Annotated in this window: 18 protein-coding genes, 3 tRNA genes and 1 pseudogene; 13 read left to right on the top strand and 9 right to left on the bottom strand. The window is 67.8% G+C overall.

The window, feature by feature from the left end; translation table 11 throughout:
• Nucleotides 1-1,803, top strand: coding sequence for a tetratricopeptide repeat protein (locus MBENS4_RS19835; protein ID WP_039393951.1), 1,803 nt, complete (start codon nt 1-3; stop codon nt 1,801-1,803).
• A 12-nt stretch (nt 1,804-1,815) separates the two neighbouring features.
• Here MBENS4_RS19835 and panB read toward each other — a convergent pair whose 3' ends face one another.
• Nucleotides 1,816-2,691, bottom strand: a complete 876-nt coding sequence (gene panB, locus MBENS4_RS19830; RefSeq protein ID WP_039393948.1) for a 3-methyl-2-oxobutanoate hydroxymethyltransferase — start codon at nt 2,689-2,691, stop codon at nt 1,816-1,818.
• Between the two features lie 179 nt (nt 2,692-2,870).
• Here panB and MBENS4_RS19825 point away from each other — a divergent pair, with 179 nt between their 5' ends.
• From MBENS4_RS19825 to MBENS4_RS19810, 4 genes are all read left to right on the top strand, one after another.
• Nucleotides 2,871-4,421: an amino acid permease gene (locus MBENS4_RS19825; protein WP_039393947.1), complete on the top strand. Its 1,551-nt coding sequence runs from the start codon at nt 2,871-2,873 to the stop codon at nt 4,419-4,421.
• 206 nt (nt 4,422-4,627) lie between these two features.
• Complete coding sequence (locus MBENS4_RS26930; protein WP_242405023.1) at nt 4,628-5,386, top strand: hypothetical protein; 759 nt, start codon at nt 4,628-4,630, stop codon at nt 5,384-5,386.
• A 6-nt stretch (nt 5,387-5,392) separates the two neighbouring features.
• Nucleotides 5,393-6,967: a DUF6504 family protein gene (locus tag MBENS4_RS19815; RefSeq protein ID WP_039393940.1), complete on the top strand. Its 1,575-nt coding sequence runs from the start codon at nt 5,393-5,395 to the stop codon at nt 6,965-6,967.
• A gap of 273 nt (nt 6,968-7,240) precedes the next feature.
• Nucleotides 7,241-7,624: a reverse transcriptase-like protein gene (locus MBENS4_RS19810; RefSeq protein ID WP_039393938.1), complete on the top strand. Its 384-nt coding sequence runs from the start codon at nt 7,241-7,243 to the stop codon at nt 7,622-7,624.
• A gap of 15 nt (nt 7,625-7,639) precedes the next feature.
• On the opposite strand, the gene MBENS4_RS19805 is transcribed toward MBENS4_RS19810, so the two are convergent.
• Nucleotides 7,640-8,488 (bottom strand): pirin family protein, encoded by an 849-nt coding sequence (locus MBENS4_RS19805; RefSeq protein ID WP_039393937.1) that lies wholly within the window; start codon nt 8,486-8,488, stop codon nt 7,640-7,642.
• Between the two features lie 35 nt (nt 8,489-8,523).
• Complete coding sequence (locus tag MBENS4_RS19800) at nt 8,524-8,901, bottom strand: winged helix-turn-helix transcriptional regulator (protein ID WP_039393936.1); 378 nt, start codon at nt 8,899-8,901, stop codon at nt 8,524-8,526.
• A gap of 115 nt (nt 8,902-9,016) precedes the next feature.
• Between MBENS4_RS19800 and MBENS4_RS19795 the strand changes: the two are divergent.
• The 5 genes and pseudogenes from MBENS4_RS19795 to MBENS4_RS19775 all read left to right on the top strand — a co-directional run bounded on the left by MBENS4_RS19795 (nt 9,017) and on the right by MBENS4_RS19775 (nt 16,532).
• Nucleotides 9,017-10,077: pseudogene (locus tag MBENS4_RS19795) on the top strand (SDR family oxidoreductase).
• An 81-nt stretch (nt 10,078-10,158) separates the two neighbouring features.
• On the top strand, nt 10,159-11,847 hold the full coding sequence (locus tag MBENS4_RS19790) for a M20/M25/M40 family metallo-hydrolase (RefSeq protein WP_144401013.1): 1,689 nt from the start codon (nt 10,159-10,161) through the stop codon (nt 11,845-11,847).
• Between the two features lie 73 nt (nt 11,848-11,920).
• Nucleotides 11,921-15,445, top strand: coding sequence for an error-prone DNA polymerase (locus MBENS4_RS19785; RefSeq protein ID WP_039393934.1), 3,525 nt, complete (start codon nt 11,921-11,923; stop codon nt 15,443-15,445).
• 86 nt (nt 15,446-15,531) lie between these two features.
• Nucleotides 15,532-15,732: a hypothetical protein gene (locus MBENS4_RS19780; protein ID WP_039393932.1), complete on the top strand. Its 201-nt coding sequence runs from the start codon at nt 15,532-15,534 to the stop codon at nt 15,730-15,732.
• Nucleotides 15,733-15,794: 62 nt separating this feature from the next.
• On the top strand, nt 15,795-16,532 hold the full coding sequence (locus MBENS4_RS19775; protein WP_039393930.1) for an extensin-like domain-containing protein: 738 nt from the start codon (nt 15,795-15,797) through the stop codon (nt 16,530-16,532).
• 72 nt (nt 16,533-16,604) lie between these two features.
• On the opposite strand, the gene MBENS4_RS19770 is transcribed toward MBENS4_RS19775, so the two are convergent.
• The 4 genes from MBENS4_RS19770 to recJ form a co-directional block, all read right to left on the bottom strand.
• A tRNA-Glu gene (locus tag MBENS4_RS19770) sits at nt 16,605-16,680 on the bottom strand.
• A 32-nt stretch (nt 16,681-16,712) separates the two neighbouring features.
• Nucleotides 16,713-16,788 (bottom strand) — tRNA-Glu (locus MBENS4_RS19765).
• 39 nt (nt 16,789-16,827) lie between these two features.
• Nucleotides 16,828-16,903: transfer RNA gene (locus MBENS4_RS19760), tRNA-Glu, on the bottom strand.
• A 106-nt stretch (nt 16,904-17,009) separates the two neighbouring features.
• Nucleotides 17,010-18,806 (bottom strand): single-stranded-DNA-specific exonuclease RecJ, encoded by a 1,797-nt coding sequence (gene recJ / locus MBENS4_RS19755; protein ID WP_039393929.1) that lies wholly within the window; start codon nt 18,804-18,806, stop codon nt 17,010-17,012.
• Nucleotides 18,807-18,889: 83 nt separating this feature from the next.
• Here recJ and MBENS4_RS19750 point away from each other — a divergent pair, with 83 nt between their 5' ends.
• The 3 genes from MBENS4_RS19750 (at nt 18,890) to MBENS4_RS19740 (ending at nt 20,866) form a co-directional block, all read left to right on the top strand.
• Nucleotides 18,890-19,384, top strand: a complete 495-nt coding sequence (locus MBENS4_RS19750; RefSeq protein ID WP_039393928.1) for a flavodoxin family protein — start codon at nt 18,890-18,892, stop codon at nt 19,382-19,384.
• Between the two features lie 121 nt (nt 19,385-19,505).
• Nucleotides 19,506-20,282 carry a hypothetical protein gene (locus MBENS4_RS19745; protein WP_039393926.1) on the top strand — a complete coding sequence of 259 codons (777 nt, stop codon included), beginning with the start codon at nt 19,506-19,508 and terminating at the stop codon, nt 20,280-20,282.
• Complete coding sequence (locus MBENS4_RS19740) at nt 20,279-20,866, top strand: AHH domain-containing protein (RefSeq protein WP_084592253.1); 588 nt, start codon at nt 20,279-20,281, stop codon at nt 20,864-20,866. The genes MBENS4_RS19745 and MBENS4_RS19740 overlap by 4 nt, the downstream gene beginning before the upstream one ends.
• On the opposite strand, the gene MBENS4_RS19735 is transcribed toward MBENS4_RS19740, so the two are convergent.
• Nucleotides 20,821-21,717, bottom strand: coding sequence for a nitronate monooxygenase (locus MBENS4_RS19735; protein ID WP_052322664.1), 897 nt, complete (start codon nt 21,715-21,717; stop codon nt 20,821-20,823). The two genes, MBENS4_RS19740 and MBENS4_RS19735, sit on opposite strands and share 46 nt — an antisense overlap.
• 243 nt (nt 21,718-21,960) lie before the next feature.
• A complete protein-coding gene (leuA, locus tag MBENS4_RS19730) occupies nt 21,961-23,634 on the bottom strand; it encodes a 2-isopropylmalate synthase (protein ID WP_039393925.1) in 1,674 nt (557 codons plus the stop codon).
• Nucleotides 23,635-23,791 lie beyond the last annotated feature (157 nt).

The following is a 23,791-nucleotide window of genomic DNA, read 5'->3' as shown; positions in this document are numbered from 1 at the left end:
ATGATGGTGGGAAGAGGGACGTGGGGGCGTGCCGCGCTGGTTTCGGCGCTGCTGGTGCTGTGCCCGCTAACCGGTAGCGGCGAGAGCCGCGGGCAGGAGCCGGTGGCCCCGTTCGCTCTCATCGGAGAGGCGCGCGCGGCGCTTGCGCGCGGAGATGGCATCGCGGCCGAAATGAAACTGCGCGCCGCGCTCGGCAATGGCGCCCCGCGCGGCGAGGTCGCCGCCTGGATGGGCGAGGCCTACCTCGCGCAAGGGCAGCTCGCCAAGGCACGGTCCTGGCTGGAAGAGGGTGGCTTTGCGCCTGGCAGCGCCGCACGTGGCTGGCGCGCGCTGGCCCGCCTCGAGCAACTTTCGGGCCACTTCGAGGCGGGGCAGGCGGCCTTCGCCAAGGCGCGCGCGCTCACCCCGGACGACCCGGAGCTGTGGGTCGAGATGGGGCGGCTGGATTACGTGCGCGGGGCCCATATGGAGGCCATTGCCGCGGCCGACCATGCGCTGGAACTGGGGCCGCACAACGCCCGGGCCTTGCAGTTCAAGGGGCAGCTCGTGCGCGATCGCTATGGCCTTGCGGGTGCCTTGCCGTGGTTCGAGAAGGGCATCATGGCTGCGCCTTCGGACGTGTCGCTGCTGCTCGATTACGCGGCCACGCTGGGCGACCTGGGGCGCGCGGCGCAGACGGTGACGGTTACGCGGCGGGTGCTCGAACTGATGCCCGGCAACGCGCAGGCTTACTACCTTCAGGCGGTGATCGCCGCGCGCGCCGGAAACTTCGAACTGGCGCGCAGCCTGCTCACGCACACCGAAGGCCAGCTCGATATGGTGCCCGGTGTCCAGCAGCTTCGCGGCGTGGCGGAACTGGCGCTCGGCAATCCGCAGACTGCGATCGAGGCTTTCGAGGCGGTGCTGCGCCAGCGGCCCGACAGCCGCCGCACCAAGGACCTGCTCGCCCGCGCGATCTACGAGGCGGGACAGCTCCGTTTTGCAACGATGCGTTTCGGGCCGGACATCGCCCGCGACGAGGCGTCGCCCTACCTGCTGACCCAGGTCGCGCGGGCTTACGAGGTCTTGGGAAATCGCCAGAAGGCCGGCGAACTGCTCGACCGCGCCGCGCGCCCGGCGCAGGCGCAGTTGCGCGTTGTCGGACGGGGTGGGCCTATCGGTCGGCTGCTTGCGGAGGGGCAGGGGCGTGCGGCCGAACGGGCCGCCGAGGCGATGCGCCAGGACAGGCCCGGATTCTTCGACAGCCAGGCGCTCGCTGGCGATGTCCAACTGGCACTGGGCCATCCTGCCGCCGCGCAGGAACGTTATGCCCTTGCGACAAGAGTGCGCATGCCCCCCGGCCTGTTCCGCCGCCGCGTGGAGGCCTTTCTCCTCGCTGGCGATCCGAAAGGCGCGCAAGGTCTGGTGCAGGGTTATCTCGACCAGAGCCCGCAGAGCCGGAGCGCCCTGCGGGCCGCGGCCGGGCTGGCGATGGCGAGCGGGGACTATCTGCGCGCACGCGCGATCCTGACCTGGCTGCGCGACAACGGCGGCACGCGCGATGTGCGCCTGCTCTGCGACCTGGCCCTTGTCGAGACGGGGCTGGGCCACACGCAAGAGGCGCGCGAGGCTGCGCAGGCGGCCTACCGCCTCCAGCGCTCCAGCCCGGACGCCGCGCAGGCGCTCGGCTTTGCGCTGGCCGTTTCGGAGGAGGCGCCCGGCACCGCCCGCGCGCTTCTCGCCAAGGCGCGCAGCATGGTCGGAGAGACCCCGCTCATCGCCGAGGGCGAAGCGTTGCTGGACGACGTGCCGAACGCCGGGTGAGAGGAGACCCGCTCAGCCCTTGCGGGGCTGGTAGGTCTGCTCGGGTCCGGGAAAGCTGCGCGCGCGCACTTCGCTTGCGTACGTCGCCGCCGCGGTCTCGATCTCCTCGGCGAGATTGGCATAGCGCTTCACGAAGCGAGGCACACGCTCGAACAGGCCGCACATGTCCTCTGTGACGAGCACCTGCCCATCGCACTGCGCCGAGCCGCCAATGCCGATAGTCGGGCAGGTAATCGCCCTGGTGGCGGCAATCGCGATGGGCTCGACCACGCCCTCGATCACGACCGCGAAGGCCCCGGCCGCGTCGAGCGCCCTGGCATCGTCCACGATCTTCTGCGCCTCGGCTTCCGAGCGTCCGCGCGCGTTGTAGCCGCCCAGCACGTTGACCGCCTGGGGGGTGAGGCCGACATGGCCCATCACCGGAATGCCGCGCTGCGTCAGGAAGGCGACGGTTTCGGCCATGGCCTCGCCGCCCTCCAGCTTGATCGCCGCGCAGCCGGTTTCCTTCAGCAGGCGGGCCGCGTTGGCAAAGGCCTGCTCGGGCGATTGCTCGTAGGTGCCAAACGGCATGTCGACGACAACCGCGGCGTGGTAGCTGCCCCGCACGACGGCGGCGCCGTGGTTGATCATCATCTCCAGCGTGACGGGCACACTGGAGGACAGGCCGTAGATCACCTGGCCCAGGCTGTCGCCCACGAGCAGGAGGTCGCAGTGCGCATCGAGCAGCTGCGCCTGGCGCGCGGTGTAGGCGGTGAGCATGACGATGGGCTCTGTGGTGACGCCATCATCCTTGCGGGCGCGGATGGCCGGGATCGTCAGCCGCTTCATCGGCGCGGGCGTGGGATGGGCACGGCTGGTCGCCGTGTCGAGCTGGAACGTCGTGGACATGGCCTCTCCTTTGGTGTGCCCGTTATGTGCTGCGCCTCCTAGCGGGAGGTGAAACTTGGCGCAAATGGCATGTTTTGCGCGGATTCCTGTTCAAAGGCCGTCCTTATGGCGCTTGCAGCTATTGCCTTGCGCGCGCCTTGGACTAGCTTGCGCCCATCAGCGAATTCAGGGATCCACGCATGTTTGGACGCGTCAAGCCGCTCGACGCCATTTTGGCGACGGCGGAAAAGAAATCATTACATCGCTCGCTCGGTGCCATCCAGCTGACGCTTCTGGGCGTCGGCGCGATCATCGGCACCGGTATCTTCGTTCTCACTTCCGAGGCTGCGCAGAAGGCGGGGCCGGGCATGATGTGGGCCTTCGTCATCGCCGCTCTCGTCTGCGGCGTGGCGGCCCTGTGCTACTCGGAGATCGCCTCGATGGTGCCGGTCTCGGGCTCGGCGTACACCTATACCTACGCGGTCATGGGCGAACTGCTGGCCTGGATGGTGGGCTGGGCGCTCATCCTCGAATATGCGGTGGCCGCCAGCGCCGTTTCGGTCGGCTGGTCGGGCTACTTCGTGGGTCTTCTCAACAGCTGGGGCATTACCTTGCCCCATGCGATCTCGGTCGGGCCCTATGCGGGCGGTATCGTGAACCTGCCCGCGCTCCTGATTGCGCTGCTGGTGACCGCGCTGCTGATGGTCGGCACTACGGAAAGCGCGCGCGTCAACGCCGTGCTCGTGGCGATCAAGGTGACCGCGCTCACGGTCTTCATCGTCCTCACGCTGCCTGTCATTAAGGGCGAGAACTTCGAGCCCTTCATGCCCAACGGCTGGTTCGGCAACGGCCAGGGCGCGGGCCTTGGCGCGGTGGGCGCGGCGGCCTCGATCTTCTTCGCCTATGTCGGCTTCGACGCGGTCTCGACCGCGGCCGAGGAGACCAAGAACCCCCAGAAGAACGTGCCCATCGGTCTGATCGGCAGTCTTGCGATCTGCACCGTGTTCTACCTGCTGGTTGCCGCAGGCGCGATCGGCGCCATCGGTGCGCAGCCGGTTTCGGGCCCCAACGGCGAGATCCTGGCGCCCGGCACCTCGATGCTGGCCGACCAGTGCAAGAGCCTTGTCGCCGCCGGTACCGAGCCGCTCGTCTGCTCGCGCGAGGCGCTGGCCCACGTGCTGCGCGCGGTGGGCTGGGAGCGCGTGGGTGACCTCATCGGCGTGGCCGCCTTCCTGGCGCTCCCCTCGGTCATCCTGATCATGCTCTTTGGCCAGACCCGCATCTTCTTCGTGATGGCGCGCGATGGCCTTCTCCCCGAGAAGCTGGCCTCGATCCACCCCAAGTGGAAGACCCCGCACATCGTGACCATGATCACCGGTGTTGCTGTCTCCTTCTTCGCGGCCTTCCTGCCGGTGGGCCAGCTGGCCGACATCTCGAACTCGGGCACGCTGTTCGCCTTCTTCATGGTGGCCCTGGCCGTGCTGATCCTGCGCCGCACCCAGCCCGACCGTCCGCGCCCGTTCCGCACGCCGCTGGTATGGGTGGTTGCTCCGCTGGCGGCCGCGGGCTGCTTCGGCCTGTTCCTCAACCTGCCGTTTGAATCGAAGATGGTTCTGCCGGTATGGGGCGGCATCGGGCTCATCGTCTACTTCGCCTACGGCTACCGCAAGAGCCATGTCGGACGCGGCCTTGTCGAGGTCCACGAGAGCGACGCCGATGCGCCGCCGCAGCCGGTCCCGCCGATCGACTGAGCCTGCGCACCAGGTTTCGAAACAGGAAAAGGGGGCGTTTCGGCGCCCCCTTTTTCGTGCGGGGAGGGAAATCGCGGTGACGATATCCCAAGTGTGCGCACAGGTTATCCACACGCATCTCCACACCCTTGCGCACAGCAAGGCGATTGCAAACGCGCCTAAATGAGAACATAATAAGAACATTGTTCCCGTAACGGTGTTCTGCCATGACTTCGCATCCGCCCCTGTCCCTGCCGACCGCCGCCGAGCTTGGCGCCACCCGTCTGGGCGAGCAGCAGGGCGCGCGATGGACGCCGGGACAGGCAGGGGAAGCCACCGCGCATGGTGAGATCTTCGCTTCGGGCGATGAGGGCGCGGGCGCCGCTCTGGCCCTTGCCCTTGCGCTTGATCGCCAGCAGGCCCGCGCGCCCGATCCGCTGGCCGACACGCCCGATACCCGCATGTGGCTCTGGGTGCAGGACCGCAAGGCCCTGGCCCGCAGCGGACGCCCCTACCGGGCCGGGCTTCCCGAGAGCTTGCGCGACCGCCTGATCCACGTCGCCGTGAAGAGCCCGGAAGATGCGCTCTTCGCGCTTGAGGAAGGGCTGCGCTGCCGCGACCTTGCCTTCGTCATCGGGGAGATTTCGGGCAATCCGCGCGCTCTCGACATGACCGCCTCGCGCCGTCTGGGTCTTGCCGCGGAGCGCCACGGTGTGCCGTTCTGGCTGGTGCGGCTCGATGCCCGGCGCGACCTGTCTTCGGCGCGGATGCGCTGGGAGGTTACCTCCGCGCCATCGCTTGCGCCGCGCTGGAACGCGCATGCACCCGGCGCGCCGAGCTGGCAGGCGCAACTCTTTCGCGCGCGGCGCCATCCCCCGGGCCAGTGGCTTTTGCGCGGGGATGGACGGCTGGTGGCCGAAACCGGCGGCGCGGCGCCCGAACTGCAGAACACCCTGGCGCGCGCCAAGGGAGGCGGCGGGGCCTGACGCGCCATGCTGGAAGGAGCCTCCTCCCGCCGTATCCTCGGCATCTGGCTGCGCGTTCTGGCGCTCGACCGCTGGCGGCTGGGCGAAGGCCTCGCCGAAGGGGAGGGGGCCGATGCCCGCCCGCTCGCGCTGATCGCCGAGACCGCGCATGGGCCGCGCATTGCTGCGGCCAACGCGGCGGGGCTCACCGCGGGCGCGCAGGCGGGCATGATGCTGGCCGATGCGCGCACGCTTTGTCCTGACCTCGCCGTGGCGCCGTCTGATCCGGCAGGAGATCTGGCGTTTCTGGAAAAGCTTGCGGGCTGGGCGCTGCGCTGGGGCCCTTGGTCGGCGCTCGATCCCCCCGATGGCCTGCTGGTCGACGTAACCGGGGTCGCGCACCTGTTCGGGGGGGAGGGGGCGCTGCTGGCCGATGCCCGCACCGCCTTTGCACGCCGCCGGCTGGCAACGCGCATGGCGATCGCGCCCACTGCCGGAGCCGCCTGGGCGCTTGCGCACCATGGCCCGGACGGCGCGATCCTGCGTGAAGGGGACGATCCGGTCCAGCGCCTCGCCAGCCTTCCCGTCGCCGCGCTCCGGCTCGACGGGGACGTGCTGACCGTGCTGCGGCGGCTCGGGCTCAAGCGGCTGGGGGATCTGGACGGCGTGGCGCGTGACGCACTGGTGCGGCGCTTTCGCAACCGCCGTTCGGCCAGCGCCAACCCGCTCATGCGCATGGACCAGCTGCTGGGCCGCGTGCCCGAGCCGCTCTTGCCCGTGCTTGTCACCCACGCCCCGCTTGTCCAGCGCCGCCTGCTCGAACCGATCCGCCATCTGACCCTTCTGGAGCAGGTGGTGCGGGATCTCTCGGGGGATATGGAGCGCGTGCTCGAAGGCCGGGGGGAAGGGGCACGGCGGCTCGAACTGGGCCTCTGGAAAGTGGATGGCGAACTCGTCGTGCGCAAGGTCGAGATGGCGGCACCCTCGCGCACGGCCGCGCATCTGGCGGGGCTCTTCGCGCGGCGGATCGAGGATGTCGATGCCGGCTTCGGGATCGAGATGGTGCGCCTGCGCGCGTCCTGGTGCGAGCCGCTCGATCTGGCCCAGCGCGATCTCGAACAGGCGGGCGAGGAAGGCGAGGCGCGCGGAACCAGTCTTGCGGCTTGCGTAGACCGCCTGACCGTGCGCCTCGGGGCCGAGGCGGTGCGCCGCCCGGTTCCCTTTGCCAGCCACATGCCCGAACGTGCGCAGCGCTGGCAGGAGCCTCTGGCTCCCCTCAAGACTTCGCAAGGTGCATCCGATTTCAAGATTAGGCCATTGAAAATACTTGATAAGCCTGAGCCGATATCGGTGATCTACGAGACCCCGGACGGCCTGCCCCGACGTTTTCGCTGGCGAGGCGCAACGCACGATGTGCTGCGCTCCGAAGGACCCGAGCGCATCGCCCCGGAATGGTGGCGCGAACGCGGTGCCGTGCGCCTGCGCGACTATTACCGGATCGAGGATGCCACAGGTCGCCGTTACTGGATCTACCGCAGCGGCGTTGTCGGCGACGGGCGCGGGGGTGTCCCGGCGTGGTTCCTGCAGGGGGTGTTTGGATAGATTTGAAATCTATATTTTTCAGGTATTTGAATTTTATATTTCAAGTTAATAAGGAATCTTCCGAGGGCCATCGCCCTCGGGCTCCCCAACCTGTCTAGCTCACCTTGCGCGCGCCACCCTGGCTGAGAAAGGCGAGGTCGCCGATTTTGGGGTCAAGGGGCGATGGCCCCTTGAAAAATGCTTCTTTCTTTGGGTTGCACTTGGCCCGATCCGCATTCGGCGACCCTGGAAGAGGGGGCTCGCGCACGCGCGGTCCACGCGGTAAAGGGCGCCATGGCAGGAGGCAGGACCAAGATCTATTTCGACGGCGGTTGCCGTCCCAATCCGGGCCGGATGGAAGCGGCGGTCGTGGTGCGCGGCGAGGCGCATCTGTTCGACGACATGGGTGAGGGAGGCAGCTTCGATGCCGAGTGGCTGGCGCTGCTGGAGGCGCTCGATCTGGCCTGCCGGATCGGCCTTGAGGACGTGGTCCTGCTCGGCGATGCGCTGGCCGTGGTGAACGAGGCGCAGGCCGTGCTGGACGGTGGTTTGGGGCGAGAGCCCCACGCCACGCGCTTGCGCGAACTCGTCGCGGGAGGTCCTTCGCTGCGTGTGCGCTGGATCCGGCGAGGGCAGAACCTCGCCGGGATCGCGCTCGACAGGCGGCGTCTGCGTTGAAGGCGCGTTGCCGGATTACCCGGCAATCGCGCCGAACTTGCCCGCCTGATAGTCCTGGATCGCGGCGTGGATTTCCTCGCGGGTGTTCATGACGAAGGGGCCATGCGCCACGACGGGTTCGCCGATGGGATCGGCGTGCCCGTAAAGCAGGGTTACGGGGCCGTGCGTCGAGACCTCGACGGCATCACCGCCCTGGTCGAGTTCGACGAGATGCGCTTCCCGGCACGCAGTGCCCCCGACCACGGGCTCGCCCGCCACGACATAGAGGAACACCGAGCGCGTCGAGGGGGCGGGCAGTGCCAGCGTAGCCCCGGCCTCCAGTTCCACCGTCATCATCGCGACGCCGGTGAGCGAGGCATAGGGACCCTTCTGCCCTTCGAAATCGCCCGAGATCAGGTTCACTGTCCCGCCCGGCACCGCGATGGCCGGAATGTCCGCGCGCTGCAGGCCGGTATAGGCGGGCTGCGTCATCTTGAGGCGGGCGGGCAGGTTGACCCACAGCTGCAGGATCTCGAGCGGGCCGCCGCTTTGCTTGAAGCTCTCCGGGCTGATCTCGGCGTGGACGAGCCCCGAGCCCGCCGTCATCCACTGGATCCCGCCTTCGCCGATCACGCTTTCGTGCCCGCCGCTGTCGAGGTGCGCCATCTCGCCCTTCAGGATGAAGCTGACCGTCTCGAAGCCGCGGTGGGGGTGCGGGCCGAAGGGGAGGCCATGGTTGCCGGGGGCGTAGACCTGCGGGCCATGGTGGTTGAGGAACAGGAACGGATCGAGCTGGGGCAGATCGCGGCTCGGCAGCGGACGGCGCGTGGTGAGATCACCGATATCGTCGCGAAGGGCAGGGTGCTGGCGGAGAACCTGGCGCATGGGAACGTCTTTCGTAGGTGGCAACGGACGCGCGCTCAACGGCGCGAGGTCGGCCTTTGTTTCAATTCGTCGAGGGCGTCCGCGTTCTCGCGGCCCCAACCATAGAGCAGTTCGACCGGCTCCACGAAGCGCAGGCCGAGCGGTGTCAGGCGATACTCGACCGCGGGCGGGATGGTGCCCTGAACGTGGCGTGATATCAAACCAGAATATTCCATGTCTCGAAGGGTTTGGGTCAGCATCTTCTTGGAGATTCCAGGAAGGCTGCGCAAGAGCACGCCGGTGCGCGCTGCCCCTTCGTGGCGGGAGTGCAGCGTGTGCAGGACCATGCTGGTCCACTTGGTCGCGAAGAGTTCAAGGACCCGGCGCGGCGCGCAGTCCTCGCGCCACTGGTCCTCGGGTGTGCCCGGTTGCATGGGTGGTTACCTCCTGGTGCCTATGTCCCGAAATGGTGCCTTCTGGAAGCTCGGCACGTTCCTGCCTAGATCGGGGGCCAAGGTAAACCTGCAAAGCTGAGAAACGGAGAATTGCATGACCCGCACTGCACTCGTGGTGGGCGCAACTGGCATTACCGGCAGCGCCGTGGCGCGCCAGCTCGTCGCCGAAGGCTGGAAGGTCCATGGCCTCGCCCGCCGCCCGCAGGAACAGGACGGCGTGGCGCCGGTCGCGGCCGATCTGCTCGACCCGCAAGCGGCGAAGGTTGCGCTGGCGGACATCCATCCCGACGCCGTCTTCCTCACCACCTGGCTGCGCCGGGACAGCGAGGCACAGAACATCCGTGTGAACGGCGCGATGGTGCGTAACCTGCTTGCCGCGCTGCCTCCCGCCCACGGCGCGCGGCACGTGGCGCTGGTCACCGGGCTCAAGCATTACCTCGGGCCGTTCGAGCCTACGGCAAGGGCCACCTGCCCAAGACCCCCTTCCGCGAGGACCAGGGGCGGCTCGATGTCGAGAACTTCTATTACGCGCAGGAGGACGAGCTGTTCGCCGCGGCCGAGCGGGATGGCTTCACCTGGTCGGTCCACCGCCCGCACACGGTGATCGGCAAGGCCGTGGGCAACGCCATGAACATGGGCACCACGCTGGCTGTCTATGCCACGATCTGCCGCGAAACGGGGCGTCCCTTCACCTTCCCGGGGTCGGCCATGCAGTGGAACGGCCTCACCGACATGACCGATGCGCGCCAGCTGGCCCGCCAGCTGGTCTGGGCCGCGACCACGCCCGCTGCGGCGAACGAGGCCTTCAACATCGTCAACGGCGATGTCTTTCGCTGGAGCTGGATGTGGGAGCGGATCGCGCAGTGGTTCGGCATCGAGGCTGCGCCCTTCGATGGCACCGTGCGCCCGCTGGAAGAGCAGATGGCGCACGACGCGGACATCTGGACCGATATCGCGGCGCGCCATGGCCTTGTCGAAAGCGACCTCGCACGCTTGGCCTCCCCCTGGCACACCGATGCTGACCTGGGGCGTCCCATCGAGGTCGTCACCGACATGGGCAAGAGCCGAAAGCTGGGCTTCACCGGGTATGAGGCCACCGACGAGGCGTTCTTCGATCTCTTTGCAAAGTTGCGCGAGGATCGCCTCATTCCCTGACACGTCCGGCGCAAGGGCGGGGGCTCTTGACAGCCTTGCGCCCGAGGCAGGACAAACGGCGCACTTGAGGGGAGTGCGCCGTTGAAGCAGGTTCTGGTGTTATGCAGCGCAGTCCTGTGCGCTCTGGTCCTGGCGATCGTGGGGACTACGCCTCCGTTCCCGCGCGGGCAGGATACTCCGGCCGAGGCGTTCTCGGCCGAAAGGGCCATGGTCCATGTTAAGCGGATTGCCCGGAGACCGCACCCCAGCGGATCCGCCGAAATTGCGCAGGTACGTGCCTGGCTGGGCGCGCAGCTGCGCGAACAGGGGCTGGTGGTGCGTGAACAGGCGGGCGCCTTTGACGATCTGGGCCGCCAGCACCTCGACGCGAGGGCGGGACTGGAGAGAGCGGACATTCCGCTCATCAACGTCATCGCGCAGCTTCCCGGGCGCGATCCCTCGCTGCCCGGGGTGGCCTTGATGGCGCATTACGACAGCGTTGAAGGCTCGCCCGGCGCAGCCGATGATGGAGCCGGGGTAGCCACGATCCTTGAAACCGTGCGGGCTCTGAAGGCAGGGCCTGCTCCAGCGCGCAGTCTTTACGTTCTTCTGACCGATGGTGAAGAGGCCGGGCTTCGCGGAGCCAGGATGTTCTTTGAAGCCGCGCCCGAGGCCGAGCGGATCGGTGCGATCATCAACCTCGAGGCGCGGGGCGGCGGGGGTGTGGCCCGCATGTTCCAGACCTCGCGGGATAATGGCGAAGTGGCGCGTCTCTGGGCGAAGGCGGCACCGCATCCGGGCGGGGATTCGCTGTCCACGTTCATCTATGCCTTCCTGCCCAACGACACCGATCTTACCGTTGCGCTTGAGCGCGATTACGCGGCCTGGAACTTCGCCTTCATCGGGCGGCCCGAGCTCTACCATTCGCCCCAGGCGACGGCGGACAACCTGGACCGGGGCGCGCTTCAGCAGATGGGCGGGCAGACGCTGGGCCTGACCCGGGCGCTGCTGGGCGCGGAACACCTCCCCCAGCCTGCCCCCGGGCGGGTCTTCTTCGACGTCTTTGGCCTCTTCGTGCTCGACTATGCGCCTGTCTGGGGCTGGGTCATGCTGGTGCTCGCGGTGGCGGGCGGCGGGCTGGCGCTCGCGGGGCGTGTCGAGGGGCGCGCGGCGCTGGGCGGTCTGGTGCGGATGCTGGTGCTGCTGGTCGGATCCGCGCTGGTTTTCACGGGCCTCAACATGCTCTCGGTCTCGGGCGAGGGGGCGAACTACTATGACAGGCTGGCCGCGATCCCCCGCCTTCAGGCCATGGTCGCCTTGGCCGCCGTGGCGCTGGCTGTGGCGACGTTCGGCCGCAAGCCTCGGGGCGTGAGCGGCGACGTCGGGGCGATGGTGCCGATCCTGCTGCTGGGATGCGCGGCACAGGCGCTCGCGCCGGTGGCGGCCTATCCGCTGACGATCCCGCTCATGCTGACGGGCCTTGCCGCCGGGCTGCGGCGTTTCGTTCCTGCTGGCCTTGCGCTGGTGGTGGATGGCGTGGTGGCGGCCGTGAGCCTAGGATACGGCCTGACGCTGGGCTTCCTGCTGATGCAGGGGGTGGGGCCGGATATGCCGGGCGCCGTGGCGCTGCCGCTGGGCGTGGCGGTGATGACCTTGCTTCCCTTGCGTCCAAACCCACTTTCGCGCGGAAGCCTGGCCATTTGCGTGACCTGCCTGCTGACAGCGGCGCTGGCGGTGGCCGCCTGGGTGCGCTTCGACGAGATGGCCGCGACGATCGCCACGTATTCCTAGGTTCCGGGCTGGCGCAGGGCTGAATGAGAACATATAAGGAACATTGTTCCTTTCGTGATTGCGTTCGTATACCATGCCCGAAGCTCCGCTGACCCCTGACCGCCGCCGCGTGACTGTCGATCCCGACAGCGTGGAGCCGCCTGCGCGCAGTTCCTTCGTGGAGCTGGGTCTGGTGAGCTGCTTCTCGTTCCTGCGCGGGGCCTCGGATGCGGTGAGCCTGGTCGAGACCGCGTATGAGCTGGGCTACGATGCCATCGGCATTGCCGACGTCAACTCGATGGCGGGCGTCGTGCGTATCCACGCCGAGGCCCGCGCGCTCAAGCTGCGCCCCGTCATCGGGTGCCGGATCGAGACTGTCGAGGGGCTGACCTTCCTAGCCTATCCGCAGGACCGCGCGGCCTATGGGCGGCTTTGCGCGCTGATTTCGGCCGGGCGCATGGGGACGCTGGAGGGGGAGTGGCAGGACAAGGGCGTGTGCGAGATTTCGCTGGCGATGCTGGCCGCGCGGGGGGAGGGTGTCCACCTCGTGCTGGTGCCGCCGCGCGACCTGGAGGAGCGCGTCACGATTGCCGTCGAAAGCAATGTGGTTGCCTTTGGAGGGGAGGGCGAGGCGGCACCTGTCGTCCACGAACGCACAGGCACGCTGAGCGAGCTGCTGCCCGATCTTGCCGCCCGGCTTCCCACGCTGGGGCATATTGCCGCCTGTTACCTCCATGTCGGCGATGATGTGGCGCGCATTGCCCAGCTGGATGCGCTGGCACGCGAGGCAGGGCTTTCGCTGCTCGCCACCAATGACGTGCTGTATCACGCGCCCGAGCGCCGTCCGCTGCACGACGTGATGACCGCGATCCGTCACAGGACCACCGTCGCGCGCGCCGGATTGGCGCTGGAGCCCAATGGCGAGCGGCACCTCAAGTCCCCGGCCGAAATGGAGCGGCTCTTTGCGCGCTGGCCCCACGCGATCCATGCCGCGCGTGACTTCGCCGATGCCTGCACCTTCAGTCTGGAGGAACTGCAGTACGAGTACCCCGAGGAGATCTGTCCCGGCGGGCGCGATCCACAGGCGCAGCTTGAGCTCCTGACCTGGGAGGGCGCGGCGCGGCGCTACCCCGAAGGTACGCCCGAGGCGGTGGACGCCACGCTGCACCGCGAACTGGCGCTGATCGGCAAGATGGGGCTGGCGCGCTATTTCCTGACGATCAAGGACATCGTCGACTTCGCGCGCGGGCAGGAGCCGCCGATCCTGTGCCAGGGGCGCGGCTCGGCGGCCAATTCGGCGGTCTGCTATTGTCTTGAGATCACCGCGGTCGATCCGGCCAAGCACGCGCTGCTCTTCGACCGCTTCATCTCCGAGGAGCGCAAGGAGCCGCCCGACATTGACGTCGACTTCGAGCACGAGCGGCGCGAGGAGGTGATCCAGTACATCTACACGCGCTACGGCCGCCGCCGCGCGGGGCTGTGCGCCACCGTCATCCACTACCGTCCGCGCATGGCGATCCGCGATGTGGGCAAGGCGATGGGCCTGACCGAGGATGTGACGAGCGCGCTCGCCCGCACGGTATGGGGCGGCTACGGCAAGGAAATCGGCGAGAAACACGTCAACGAGACGGGCATGGACCTCTCCGATCCACACTTGCGGCGTGTTCTCAAGTTGACCGAGCAAATGATTGGTATGCCGCGTCATTTGTCGCAGCACGTGGGCGGTTTCATTCTCACCCAGGGGGCGTTGAGCGAGACCGTCCCGATTGGCAACGGGGCCATGGCGGACCGCTCCTTCATCGAGTGGGACAAGGATGACATCGACGCGCTGGGCATTCTCAAGGTCGATGTCCTGGCGCTTGGCATGCTCACCTGCATCCGCAAGTGCCTGGACCTGCTGGGGGCGCACCATGGCCGCGACCTGACGCTGGCCACGGTCCCGCGCGAGGACCCGGAGACTTATGCGATGCTGCGCAAGGGAGACTCGCTGGGGGTGTTCCAGGTGGAGAGCCGCGCGCAGATGAACATGCTCCCGCGCCTGCGCCCGCGCGAGTTCTACGACCTTGTCATCCAGGTCGCCATCGTGCGCCCCGGCCCCATCCAGGGCGACATGGTCCATCCCTACCTCAAGCGGCGGCGCGGCGAGGAGGCGGTGGCGATCCCCGCGCCTGCGCCCGCGCATGGTCCCCCAGACGAGTTGACCAGTATTCTCGCGCGCACGCTGGGGGTTCCGATCTTCCAGGAGCAGGCGATGAAGATCGCGCTCGATGCCGCGAAGTTCTCCAGCGCCGAGGCCAACCGGCTGCGTAAGGCGATGGCGACCTTCCGTTCGCGCGGGATGGTCCACGAACTGGAGGACATGATGGTCGGGCGCATGGTCGCGCGCGGCTACGATCCCGATTTCGCCGAGCGCTGCTTCAACCAGATCAAGGGTTTTGGTGAATATGGCTTTCCCGAAAGCCACGCGGCAAGCTTTGCGCACCTTGTCTACGTGTCGAGCTGGCTGAAATGCCATTTCCCGGCGGCCTTTGCCGCCGCGCTCCTCAATTCGCAGCCCATGGGCTTCTACGCGCCCGCGCAGATCGTGCGCGACGCACACGAGCACGGGGTGGAGGTGCGTGCCGTGGATGTGAACCACTCGCACTGGGACTGCACGCTGGAGGGTTCTCCCAGGGACGGTGGACGCGTGGCGCTGCGGCTGGGCCTGCGGCAGATCGACGGTTTTCCCGAACACGCCGCGGCCAAGCTGGTGGCCGCGCGGACCGCTGGCGGGGCCTTCGCCGACGTTGCGGCCCTGCGCGAGCGGGCGCATCTGGGGCCACCCCTGGTCGAGAAACTGGCCTCGGCCGATGCCTTCTCCTCGCTGTCCCTGCCGCGCCGCCAGGCCCTGTGGGAGGCGCGCAGCCTGATCGCCGCGCCCGACCTTCCGCTCTTCGCGGCGGCGGCGGCCCGGGACGAGGGGGCCGAGATATCGCCCACACGCCTTCCAGGCATGCCTCTCAGCGAGGAAGTGGTCGCCGACTACCAGACCCAGCGCCTGAGCCTGAAAGCGCATCCCATGGCCTTCCTGAGGGCATCTCTGGCCGAACGCGGCTTCGTGCGCTGCGCGGACCTGCGCGCGCGCAAGTTCCGCGCGATGGTCAAGGTCGCGGGCGTGGTCCTCATCCGCCAGCGTCCGGGGAGCGCCAAGGGCGTGTGCTTCATCACGCTGGAGGACGAGACGGGCGTGGCCAATATCGTGGTCTGGCCCGATCTCATGGAGAAGCAGCGCCGCGTCATCATGGGCGCGCGCGTCATGGAAGTGCGCGGGCGGGTGGAATACGACGACGAGGTGATCCACGTCATCGCCGCGCACCTTACCGACGCGACGCAGGACCTGCACCGCTTGTCCGAGGACCTTCTGCCCGCCTCTCCGGCGCGCGCCGATCATGTGACCAAACCGCTGCCGAGCCGCGCCGAGCAGATGGACAGGGCCGGGGCCCGAGGCGACGGATCGGGGGAGGCCTTCGCGCCGGTCGAGCCCTGGCGCGCGCCGGGGCCGGGCAACCGCGACTGCGGCTACCATCGCAGCCACCCGCGCGATGTCCGCGTGATCCCCAAGTCACGCGACTTTCATTGAATTTCGCTATCGTTCGTTATGTATTTGCACGACGTTAACCACTTGGGCGCATGTCTAGCCGGGGAATTGAAGGAGGAGATTGCGACGTGGCGCTTATCAAGGCGTTCTTTCCGGCCGGGCTGCTGACCTGGGTCGTGGCGGGTATCCTGGGCTCGCAGGGCATGCGCGGCGGCGTGCTCCTGCTTGAGCGCGCGTCGATCGACGGCCATACCTTTTTCTGGTCCTGGCCCCTGTTCCTGGCCGCAACCGGCCTGTCCTGGTTCGTCGTGGCCATGCTGAGCGACTGAGACCGCCACCTGCAGGACACACCGGGCGGGAGCAAAGCGGCGCGACAAGGCTTGTAAGGGCCATGTCCTCGTTTCTTGGCCGCCTGCCTCTCGACCGGATTGCCCTCGTTCTCCTGGCGCTGGTGTGCCTTGTGGCGGCCGGGCTGGCCTGGCTTGCCGATCACCCCGAGCACGACCCACGTGCGCCGCTGACGCTTGACCAGCCCGAGGGCTGGGCGACCGGGCTCAAGCTCGCGGCCCTGCGTGACGATCCCAGGGCATGTGCCGCCTTTCTGGAGCGCAGCGCCATCGTCCCTGAAATTCTGCCCGCTACCGGCGACGGTGCCTGTCGGCGCGCGGACCGCCAGCAACTGGCCTCGGTCTCCGCCTTGGGGTTTGGGCTACGTCCCTCCACGGCGCAGGCGACCTGCGCGGTGGATGCGGCCTTCGCGCGCTGGCTGCGCCATGGCATCGAACCGGCGGCGCGCGCGCATCTGGGGCAGGGTGTCGCCCGGATCGAGCACATGGGAACCTACAACTGCCGCCGGATCGGCGGTGGCGAGGAGGGAAACTGGAGCGAGCACGCCACCGGCAACGCCATCGACATTGCGGGCTTCGTCCTGGAGGATGGCACGCGCGTCACCGTACTCGATGACTGGGAGGAGAAAAGCGGCGGCAAGGCGGCGTTTCTCCACGCGGTGCGCGATGCGGCCTGCGGGCCCTTTGCGACCGTGCTTTCGCCCGACTACAACGCCGCGCACGCCAACCACCTGCATCTGGACCAGGCGCGGCGCACGATGGGCGCTACGGCATGCCGGTAGGACGAGGTTCAGAATGTGAGGGGGAGGGGGGCTTTATCGCACCCGAACCGGCACTGTGGCCGGGAGAAGAAGTGGTGACCCCTACGGGACTCGAACCCGTGTTTCAGCCGTGAAAGGGCCGCGTCCTAGACCGCTAGACGAAGGGGCCACGAAGGCCATGTAAGGCGTTTCAAAAAAGCTTGGTGACCCCTACGGGACTCGAACCCGTGTTTCAGCCGTGAGAGGGCCGCGTCCTAGACCGCTAGACGAAGGGGCCGTTAAGCCATTTTAAAACCTGCCAGGCACAGCACCGAAATGGTGACCCCTACGGGACTCGAACCCGTGTTTCAGCCGTGAAAGGGCCGCGTCCTAGACCGCTAGACGAAGGGGCCAAACCGTGCTGCGCCGGTGGCAGGACCGCGCCTCTAGCGGGGGTCCCATGAGCGGTCAACCCCTATCGTTGGCGAAAAATGAAATTCCTGCAAAAATTCTGCAAAGTCAGTCGGCAAAGGCGGCGTCTTCGATGTGGAGTTCGGCCTGGGGACGGGGGCCCCAATCGTCGATCTTGGTCCGTCCGGCGAGCCACAGACGGCGTCCCTCGCTGCCGTGGAGGAGGGCCTGGCCCATGTCCGTCTCGGCCGCGCGGAAGGCCATGGCCTTGAAGCGCCCGCCATCCTGACCGCCCACGATCAGGCGCACATGGTCTTTGCCGACAACGTCCGCCTTGAACACGCGCACGGGCCCCACGGCCACGCGCGGGCCCGGCCAACCCATGCCGTAAGGGCCTGCGCCGTCGAGCGTTTCGACAAGATCGGGCGTAAGCCCGCCCGGTGAGAGCGCCAGATCAAGGCGAATCGACTGGCTGGCGCTGGCGCGGGCGACGTCTCCGGCCAACCTGTCGTCGAGCCAGTCGGAGAGGGCCTCCAGCTTGTCCGGCGCAATGGTCAGGCCGCAGGCCATCGCGTGGCCGCCACCCGCCACCAGCAGGCCGGCCTCGCGCGCGGCGATGATCGCCGCGCCCAGGTCCACACCTGCGATCGAGCGGCCCGATCCCTTGCCGTTGCCCGCCTCGTCAGCCTCAAGCGCGATGACAAGGGCAGGCTTTCCGGTCTTCTCCTTGATGCGCCCGGCGACGATGCCGATGACGCCGGGGTGCCAGCCTGCGCCGGCGAGGACGAGAACCGACCGGTTGTCCTGGCGGGCCAGCTGTTCCTCGGCGGCTTCCTGCACGGCCTGCTCGATCGCGCGGCGCTCGTCGTTGAGGTGCGAGAGCTGGGCGGCGATCTGCTCGGCCTCGTGCGGGTCGGTGGTGGTGAGAAGGCGCACGCCCAGCGTCGATTCGCCCACGCGCCCGCCGGCGTTGATGCGCGGGCCAAGGGCAAAGCCAAGGTCCGAGCAGGTGGGCGCGCGGCTGAGGCGGCTCGCATCGATCAGCGCAGACATGCCGATATGCTCGCGCCTCGCCATGACCTTGAGCCCTTGGGCGACAAGCGCGCGGTTGAGGCCGTGAAGCGAGGCGACATCCGCCACCGTGCCCAGCGCGACGAGATCGAGCAGGGCGAAGAGATCGGGCTCGCGCCTCTCCTGGAAGTAGCCGCGCGCACGCAGTGTGCGCACGGTCGCGATGGCCAGGAGGAAGGCAACGCCTACGGCCGCGAGATTGCCGTGCGAGGCGGCAAGGTCGCTCTCATCAAGGCGGTTGGGATTGACCAGCGCGACCGTTCTGGGAAGCTCGGGCGAGCACTTGTGGTGGTCGACCACGACGACGTCGAGCCCGGCGTCCTTCGCCATCGCCAGCGCCTCGTGGGCCATCGCGCCGCAGTCGACCGTGACGACGAGATCGGAGCCTTCCTTGCCCAGGCGCACCAGCGCTTCGCCCGAAGGGCCGTAGCCTTCGAGCAGGCGGTCGGGGATGTAGTAGCGCGCCTCGATACCCAGGCGGCGCAGCAGCAGGATCAGCAGCGCCGCGCTGGTTGCGCCATCGACGTCGTAGTCACCGTAGACGGTGATCGCCTCGCGCTTCTGGACCGCATCGGCCAGGCGCGCCGCGGCCACGTCCATGTCCTGGAACTCGGAGGGGTCGGGCAGGAAAGCGCGCAGCGAAGGATTGCGATGGCGGTCGAGGTCGCTGCGATCGACCCCGCGCGAGAGGAGGAGCTGGGTGACGATGTCGTCCTCCAGCCCGCCGGGGCTTCCGAACCCTTGCGAGATGTCCATGTTTCCCCCACGCCAGAGCCAGGACTTGCCGGTGAGGGAGCGCTCGATGCCGAAAACGGTTGAAGGTCGCGAAGCCATGGCGCTGCGGTTACACGTACCGCGTGGCAACGGTAAAGAGCGTTCACGCCGCCAACACCCGGGCATGAGGAGTACACCCCGCAATGAGCCATCTGGCGATCATCTGGCACAGCCGGACAGGGGCGGCCCGCGCGCTGTCGCAGGCGCTGGAAGAGGGGGCGCTGCGCGCCGGAGATGGCGCCGCTGTGCGCCGTATCCGGGCCCGGGACGTGACGGCAGAGGATATCCTGGAGGCCGGGGCCTACGTCTTCGTCTGCCCGGAGAACCTGGCCAGCATGACGGGCGAGATGAAGGAGATGTTCGACCAGGCCTATTACCCGGTGCTCGGCCGGATCGAGGGGCGGGGCTATGCGACGGTGATCGCGGCGGGTTCGGACGGACATGGGGCGCAGGCCCAGATCGAGCGCATCGCCACGGGTTGGCGGCTGAAGCGTGTGGCCGAGGGGATGATCGTCGACCTGGGGGCGCAGACGCCCGAGGAAATCCTGGCGCCCAAGACGGTGCCGCAGGCCTCGCTCGCGGCATCCCGGGAGATGGGCGAGGCGCTTGCCACCGGGCTTGCCATGGGTGTCTTCTGACCCGTCCTGAGACGAAGGTGCGCAAGAGACTCGACGAACGGGGGCCAGTTGTGGCCTATTGGACAGCGAGGGTCGGCCTTGCGCCAATCCGGTTCGGGGGCCCGGGAGGACGGCAAGAGCGGTGGAAGCGAGCGTTTCAACCAGGGCCTGGCCCGTCGCGGACGAGGCCTTCGCGCTCGTCTTTGCGCCCGGAACGCGTCCGGATCTTGCCACCATACGCCGCATTGTCGAAGAGGGGGGCAACGACGGACTTGTCGCGCGCCTGAGCCATGAGCCCCCGGCCGAGGAAGGCTGGGTGGAAATCCTCGCAAGCGGCCTGACGTTCGACTTGCGCGGGCTTGCTCCCGCCGAGGCCGGACCGCTGCCAGCGTCTTCCCAGAGATATGGTTTTGCTCCGGCGGGCAAGGACGCGCCGACCATGCCGGGCGAAGCCGTGATCCTGGGGCCCGCGGGCCACATCGCGGCCGGAGCGGGGCTGGCACCGGTCATTCGCACCATGGCCGGGCTGGCGGCAAACCTGGCGTTGCATCTGCCGCTTCGGGAAGTGCTCTGGCCTCCGGCCCGCAGCGCGATGGAGCCGGCCTATTTTGCCCGCCTCGTTCTCAACTGGCTGGCGGGCGGAGCTTTTCCGGCGTTGGGGCTGACCTCGCTGGCGCGTGCGCCCGATGGCAGCGTGGCGAGCGAGGGACTGGCCTTCTTTACCGGCGCGGAAATGCAGCTCGAAGCCGGGCCCAAGGGCGATCCCGTGGCGGATATCAAGCTGGCGGTGCGGCTGGTCGATTACCTTGTCGCAAACGGCGTGCCTCCAGGCGAGGTCGACGTCTCCATCGGCGGCGAGCAGCTCGTCCTCGAACCGGCCGGGCAGGGGCGCAAGATCTGGGCGTGGCGCTCTGAATGACCCTGCGGGAGGGTGGCAGGCGTCAATTCCTCGCGTTCCGATCGGTCAACCGCCAGAACGCGCCGGGATACGATCCTGCCCTCCAGCGCCATCACCTCCTGCCGCGCCAGTTGCTGGCCCGCACCAGCTTTGAGCGCATGTTTCGCGAAATCGGTGATGATCATGCCCGCTTCGAGGACTTTCGCGAAAACGGCCTGCTGCTGCCCTGCCGCGAAGTGGCGGCGCTGCGGCTTGGGCTGCCGCTCCATCGAGGGCCGCATCGGCGTTACAGCGAGCTCGTCACGTTGCGGGTGGGGCAGATCGAGGCGGACTGGGCCCGTCAGCGGAGCCGCGATCCCGCACAGGCGGCCCGTCAGGCGCAGATGCGCCTTGCGCTCTTGCAGCGTGCCTTGCGACGCTTCCTGCTCGATACGCGTCCACTGCTGAACCGCTATGACCCGGCCACGCGCGACTTCTCCGAGCTTGATGAAGTGGCCGAATCCCTCTGGGCGGCAACGCCTGTCCCTGCCGTGCTTCCAGAAACCGCCGAGCCTGCAGTTCAGGCCATGCCGGTGCGAGCCCGCAGGCGGGCCAGGGCCTCCTGATATTCGCGTTCGAGGCGCTCGGTGCGCGCAGCGACGCTTTCCACGGCCTCGACGGCACCGATCCCTTGCCCGGCGCCCCAGATGTCCTTCCAGGCCTTGGCCGCGGTATTCCCCCCTGAGCCGAAGTTCATCTGGTTTCGGTCCCCTTCGGGCAGGTTGTCGGGGTCGAGCCCGGCCGCCACGATCGAGGGGCGCAGGTAGTTGCCGTGAACGCCTGTGAAGAGGTTCGAATAGACGATGTCGGAGGCGGAGCCCGCCACGATGGCATCCTTGTAGCCCTGAACGGCCCGGGCTTCCTCGGTCGCGATCCAGGGTGTGCCGATATAGGCGAAGTCGGCGCCCAGGGCCTGGGCGGCCAGGATGGCCGAACCATTGGCAATCGAGCCGGACAGGGCAAGCGGGCCGTCGAACCAGCTGCGGATCTCCTGGACCAGAGCAAAGGGGGAGAGGCGCCCGGCATGTCCGCCAGCGCCTGCCGCGACCGCAATGAGGCCGTCCGCGCCCTTGTCCACGGCCTTGCGGGCAAAGCGGTCGTCGATCACGTCGTGCAGGACCAACCCGCCCCAGCCATGGACGGCCTGGTTCAGCTCGGCATTGGCGCCGAGCGAGGTGATGACGAGCGGCACCTTCCACTTCTCGAGGACGGCGAGGTCTTCCTCCAGCCGCGCGTTCGACTTGTGCACGATCATGTTGACCGCGAAGGGAGCCTCGCACCCCGCAGTTTCCTCGGTAATCTGATGAAGCCACTCGTCGAGCTGGCTGACGGGCCGGGCGTTGAGCGAGGGAAAGCTGCCGACGATGCCGGAGCGGACTTGCGCGATCACGAGCTCGGGGCCGGACACCAGGAACATCGGGGCGGCAATCACGGGCAGGCGCAGCTTGGCGCGAAGGCGCGCTGCAGCGCCGCTGTCGGGTCCAGTCACGGGCAATCTCTCTTCCAGAACATATGCTTTGCTCACGAGGATAGGCGGGCGGGAGCGGACTGTCGAGATTGCTTTACGTATAGGGAAGGAAAAATCGCGGGCGCGGCCTACGAGAAAGGCCGGAAGAGCGCCTGCTCTCCCGGCCTTTCTGCGATAGGGATGGCGGAGCGATCAGGCGCCGACGGCGTTGGCCGCGCTCAGCACCGCGCGCACGCTGGCGGTCGCCACGTCCTCGTCGATGCCCACGCCCCAGATGACCTGGCCCTCGGGCGTTACGCATTCCACGTAGGCGGCGGCGCGGGCGTTGGAATCCTTGCCCATCGAGTGCTCGGCGTAGTCGCGCACGTCGAGCTTGACGCCGAAGCCCTCATCGAGGGTCGCCACGATCGAGGAGATCAGGCCCTTGCCACGGCCCGAGACCGACTGTTCCTGACCATCGACGCCGATCTTGCCCGCAAAGACGCGGGTGCCGTCGCTGCCGCGCGCCTCGTCCCAGTCGATGAGCTGGAAACGCTGCGGCGCATCGAGGCGGTAGGCCGTGCGGAACACGTCCCAGATGTCGCCCGCCTGCAGCTCGCGGCCCAGTTCGTCGGCCAGGTTCTGCACGTGCTTGGAGAAGTGCGCCTGCATCCGCTTGGGCAGCTTGAGGCCCTGGTCCTGCTCGATGACCCAGGCAAAGCCGCCCTTGCCCGACTGCGAGTTAACGCGGATGACCGCCTCGTAGTCGCGGCCGAGGTCCGCGGGATCGATCGGCAGGTAGGGCACGGCCCAGATTTCGTCGTTGCGCGATTCCTTGGCCGCGAAGCCCTTCTTGATCGCGTCCTGGTGCGAGCCCGAGAACGCGGTGAAGACCAGTTCGCCGCCGTAGGGGTGACGTTCGGGGACCTTGAGCTGGTTGCAGTACTCGACCGTCTGGATCACCTCGTCGATGTTCGAGAAGTCCAGCTCGGGGCTGACGCCTTGCGTGTACATGTTCATCGCAACTGTCACCAGGCAGCAGTTGCCGGTGCGCTCGCCGTTGCCGAACAGGCAGCCCTCGACACGGTCCGCGCCCGCCATCAGGCCCAGTTCCGCCGCGGCCACGCCGGTGCCCCGGTCGTTGTGGGTGTGCAGCGAGATGACCGCGCTTTCCCGGTTGGGCAGATTGTTGCAGAAGTACTCGATCTGGTCAGCGTAGATGTTGGGCGTTGCCGCCTCGACCGTGGCCGGCAGATTGAGGATGGTCGGGTTCTCAGGGGTGGGCTGGAGAACCTCCATCACCGCCTCGCAGCACTCGATCGAGAAATCGAGTTCGGCCGTCGAGAAGGTCTCGGGGCTGTACTCCACGTTCCACTTGGTCTCAGGGTACTTGGCGATCTGGTCGCGGATGATCTTCGCGCCGTTGACGGCAATGCCGCGCACGTCCTTGCGGTCCATGTTGAAGACCACGTTGCGCCACAGCGGCGAGACCGCGTTGTAGACGTGGACGATCGCCTCATGGACGCCCGCGAGGCTTTCGAACGACTTCTCGATCAGATCCTGGCGCGACTGGGTCAGGACCTGGACCAGCACGTCCTCGGGGATGCGGCCCGAATCGACGAGACCGCGGATGAAATTGAACTCGGTCGCACCCGCGCTGGGGAAGCCGACCTCGATCTCCTTCAGGCCGACCTTGACGAGCAGGTCGAAGAAGCGGGTCTTCTTCTCCGCGCCCATCGGATCGATGAGGGCCTGGTTGCCGTCGCGCAGGTCCGTGGAGAGCCAGCGCGGCGCCTTGGTGATCGTCTGCGACGGCCACTGGCGGCTGGGCAGGTCGATCTGCGGGAAGGGGCGGTACTTGACCGAGGGGTCTTTCAGCATTGTCATGGGTGTGTCTCGTTCGGAATGTGTCTTGCTGGCCTTGCGCGGCGCGGACCTTGGGTCCAGCGCGCGTCTTTCTCAGGTCCCCTTGAGCGCCGTGCGCGCTGTCAGGGCAGCACGCAAGCTCACGCCCAAGGGCGCGTAAGTCGCAGGAGAAGGCCAA

Origin of the sequence: Novosphingobium sp. MBES04 (genome assembly GCF_000813185.1) — a bacterium.
GTDB classification, from domain to species: Bacteria; Pseudomonadota; Alphaproteobacteria; order Sphingomonadales; family Sphingomonadaceae; genus Novosphingobium; species Novosphingobium decolorationis.
This window is presented reverse-complemented; position numbering and strand designations above follow the sequence as displayed.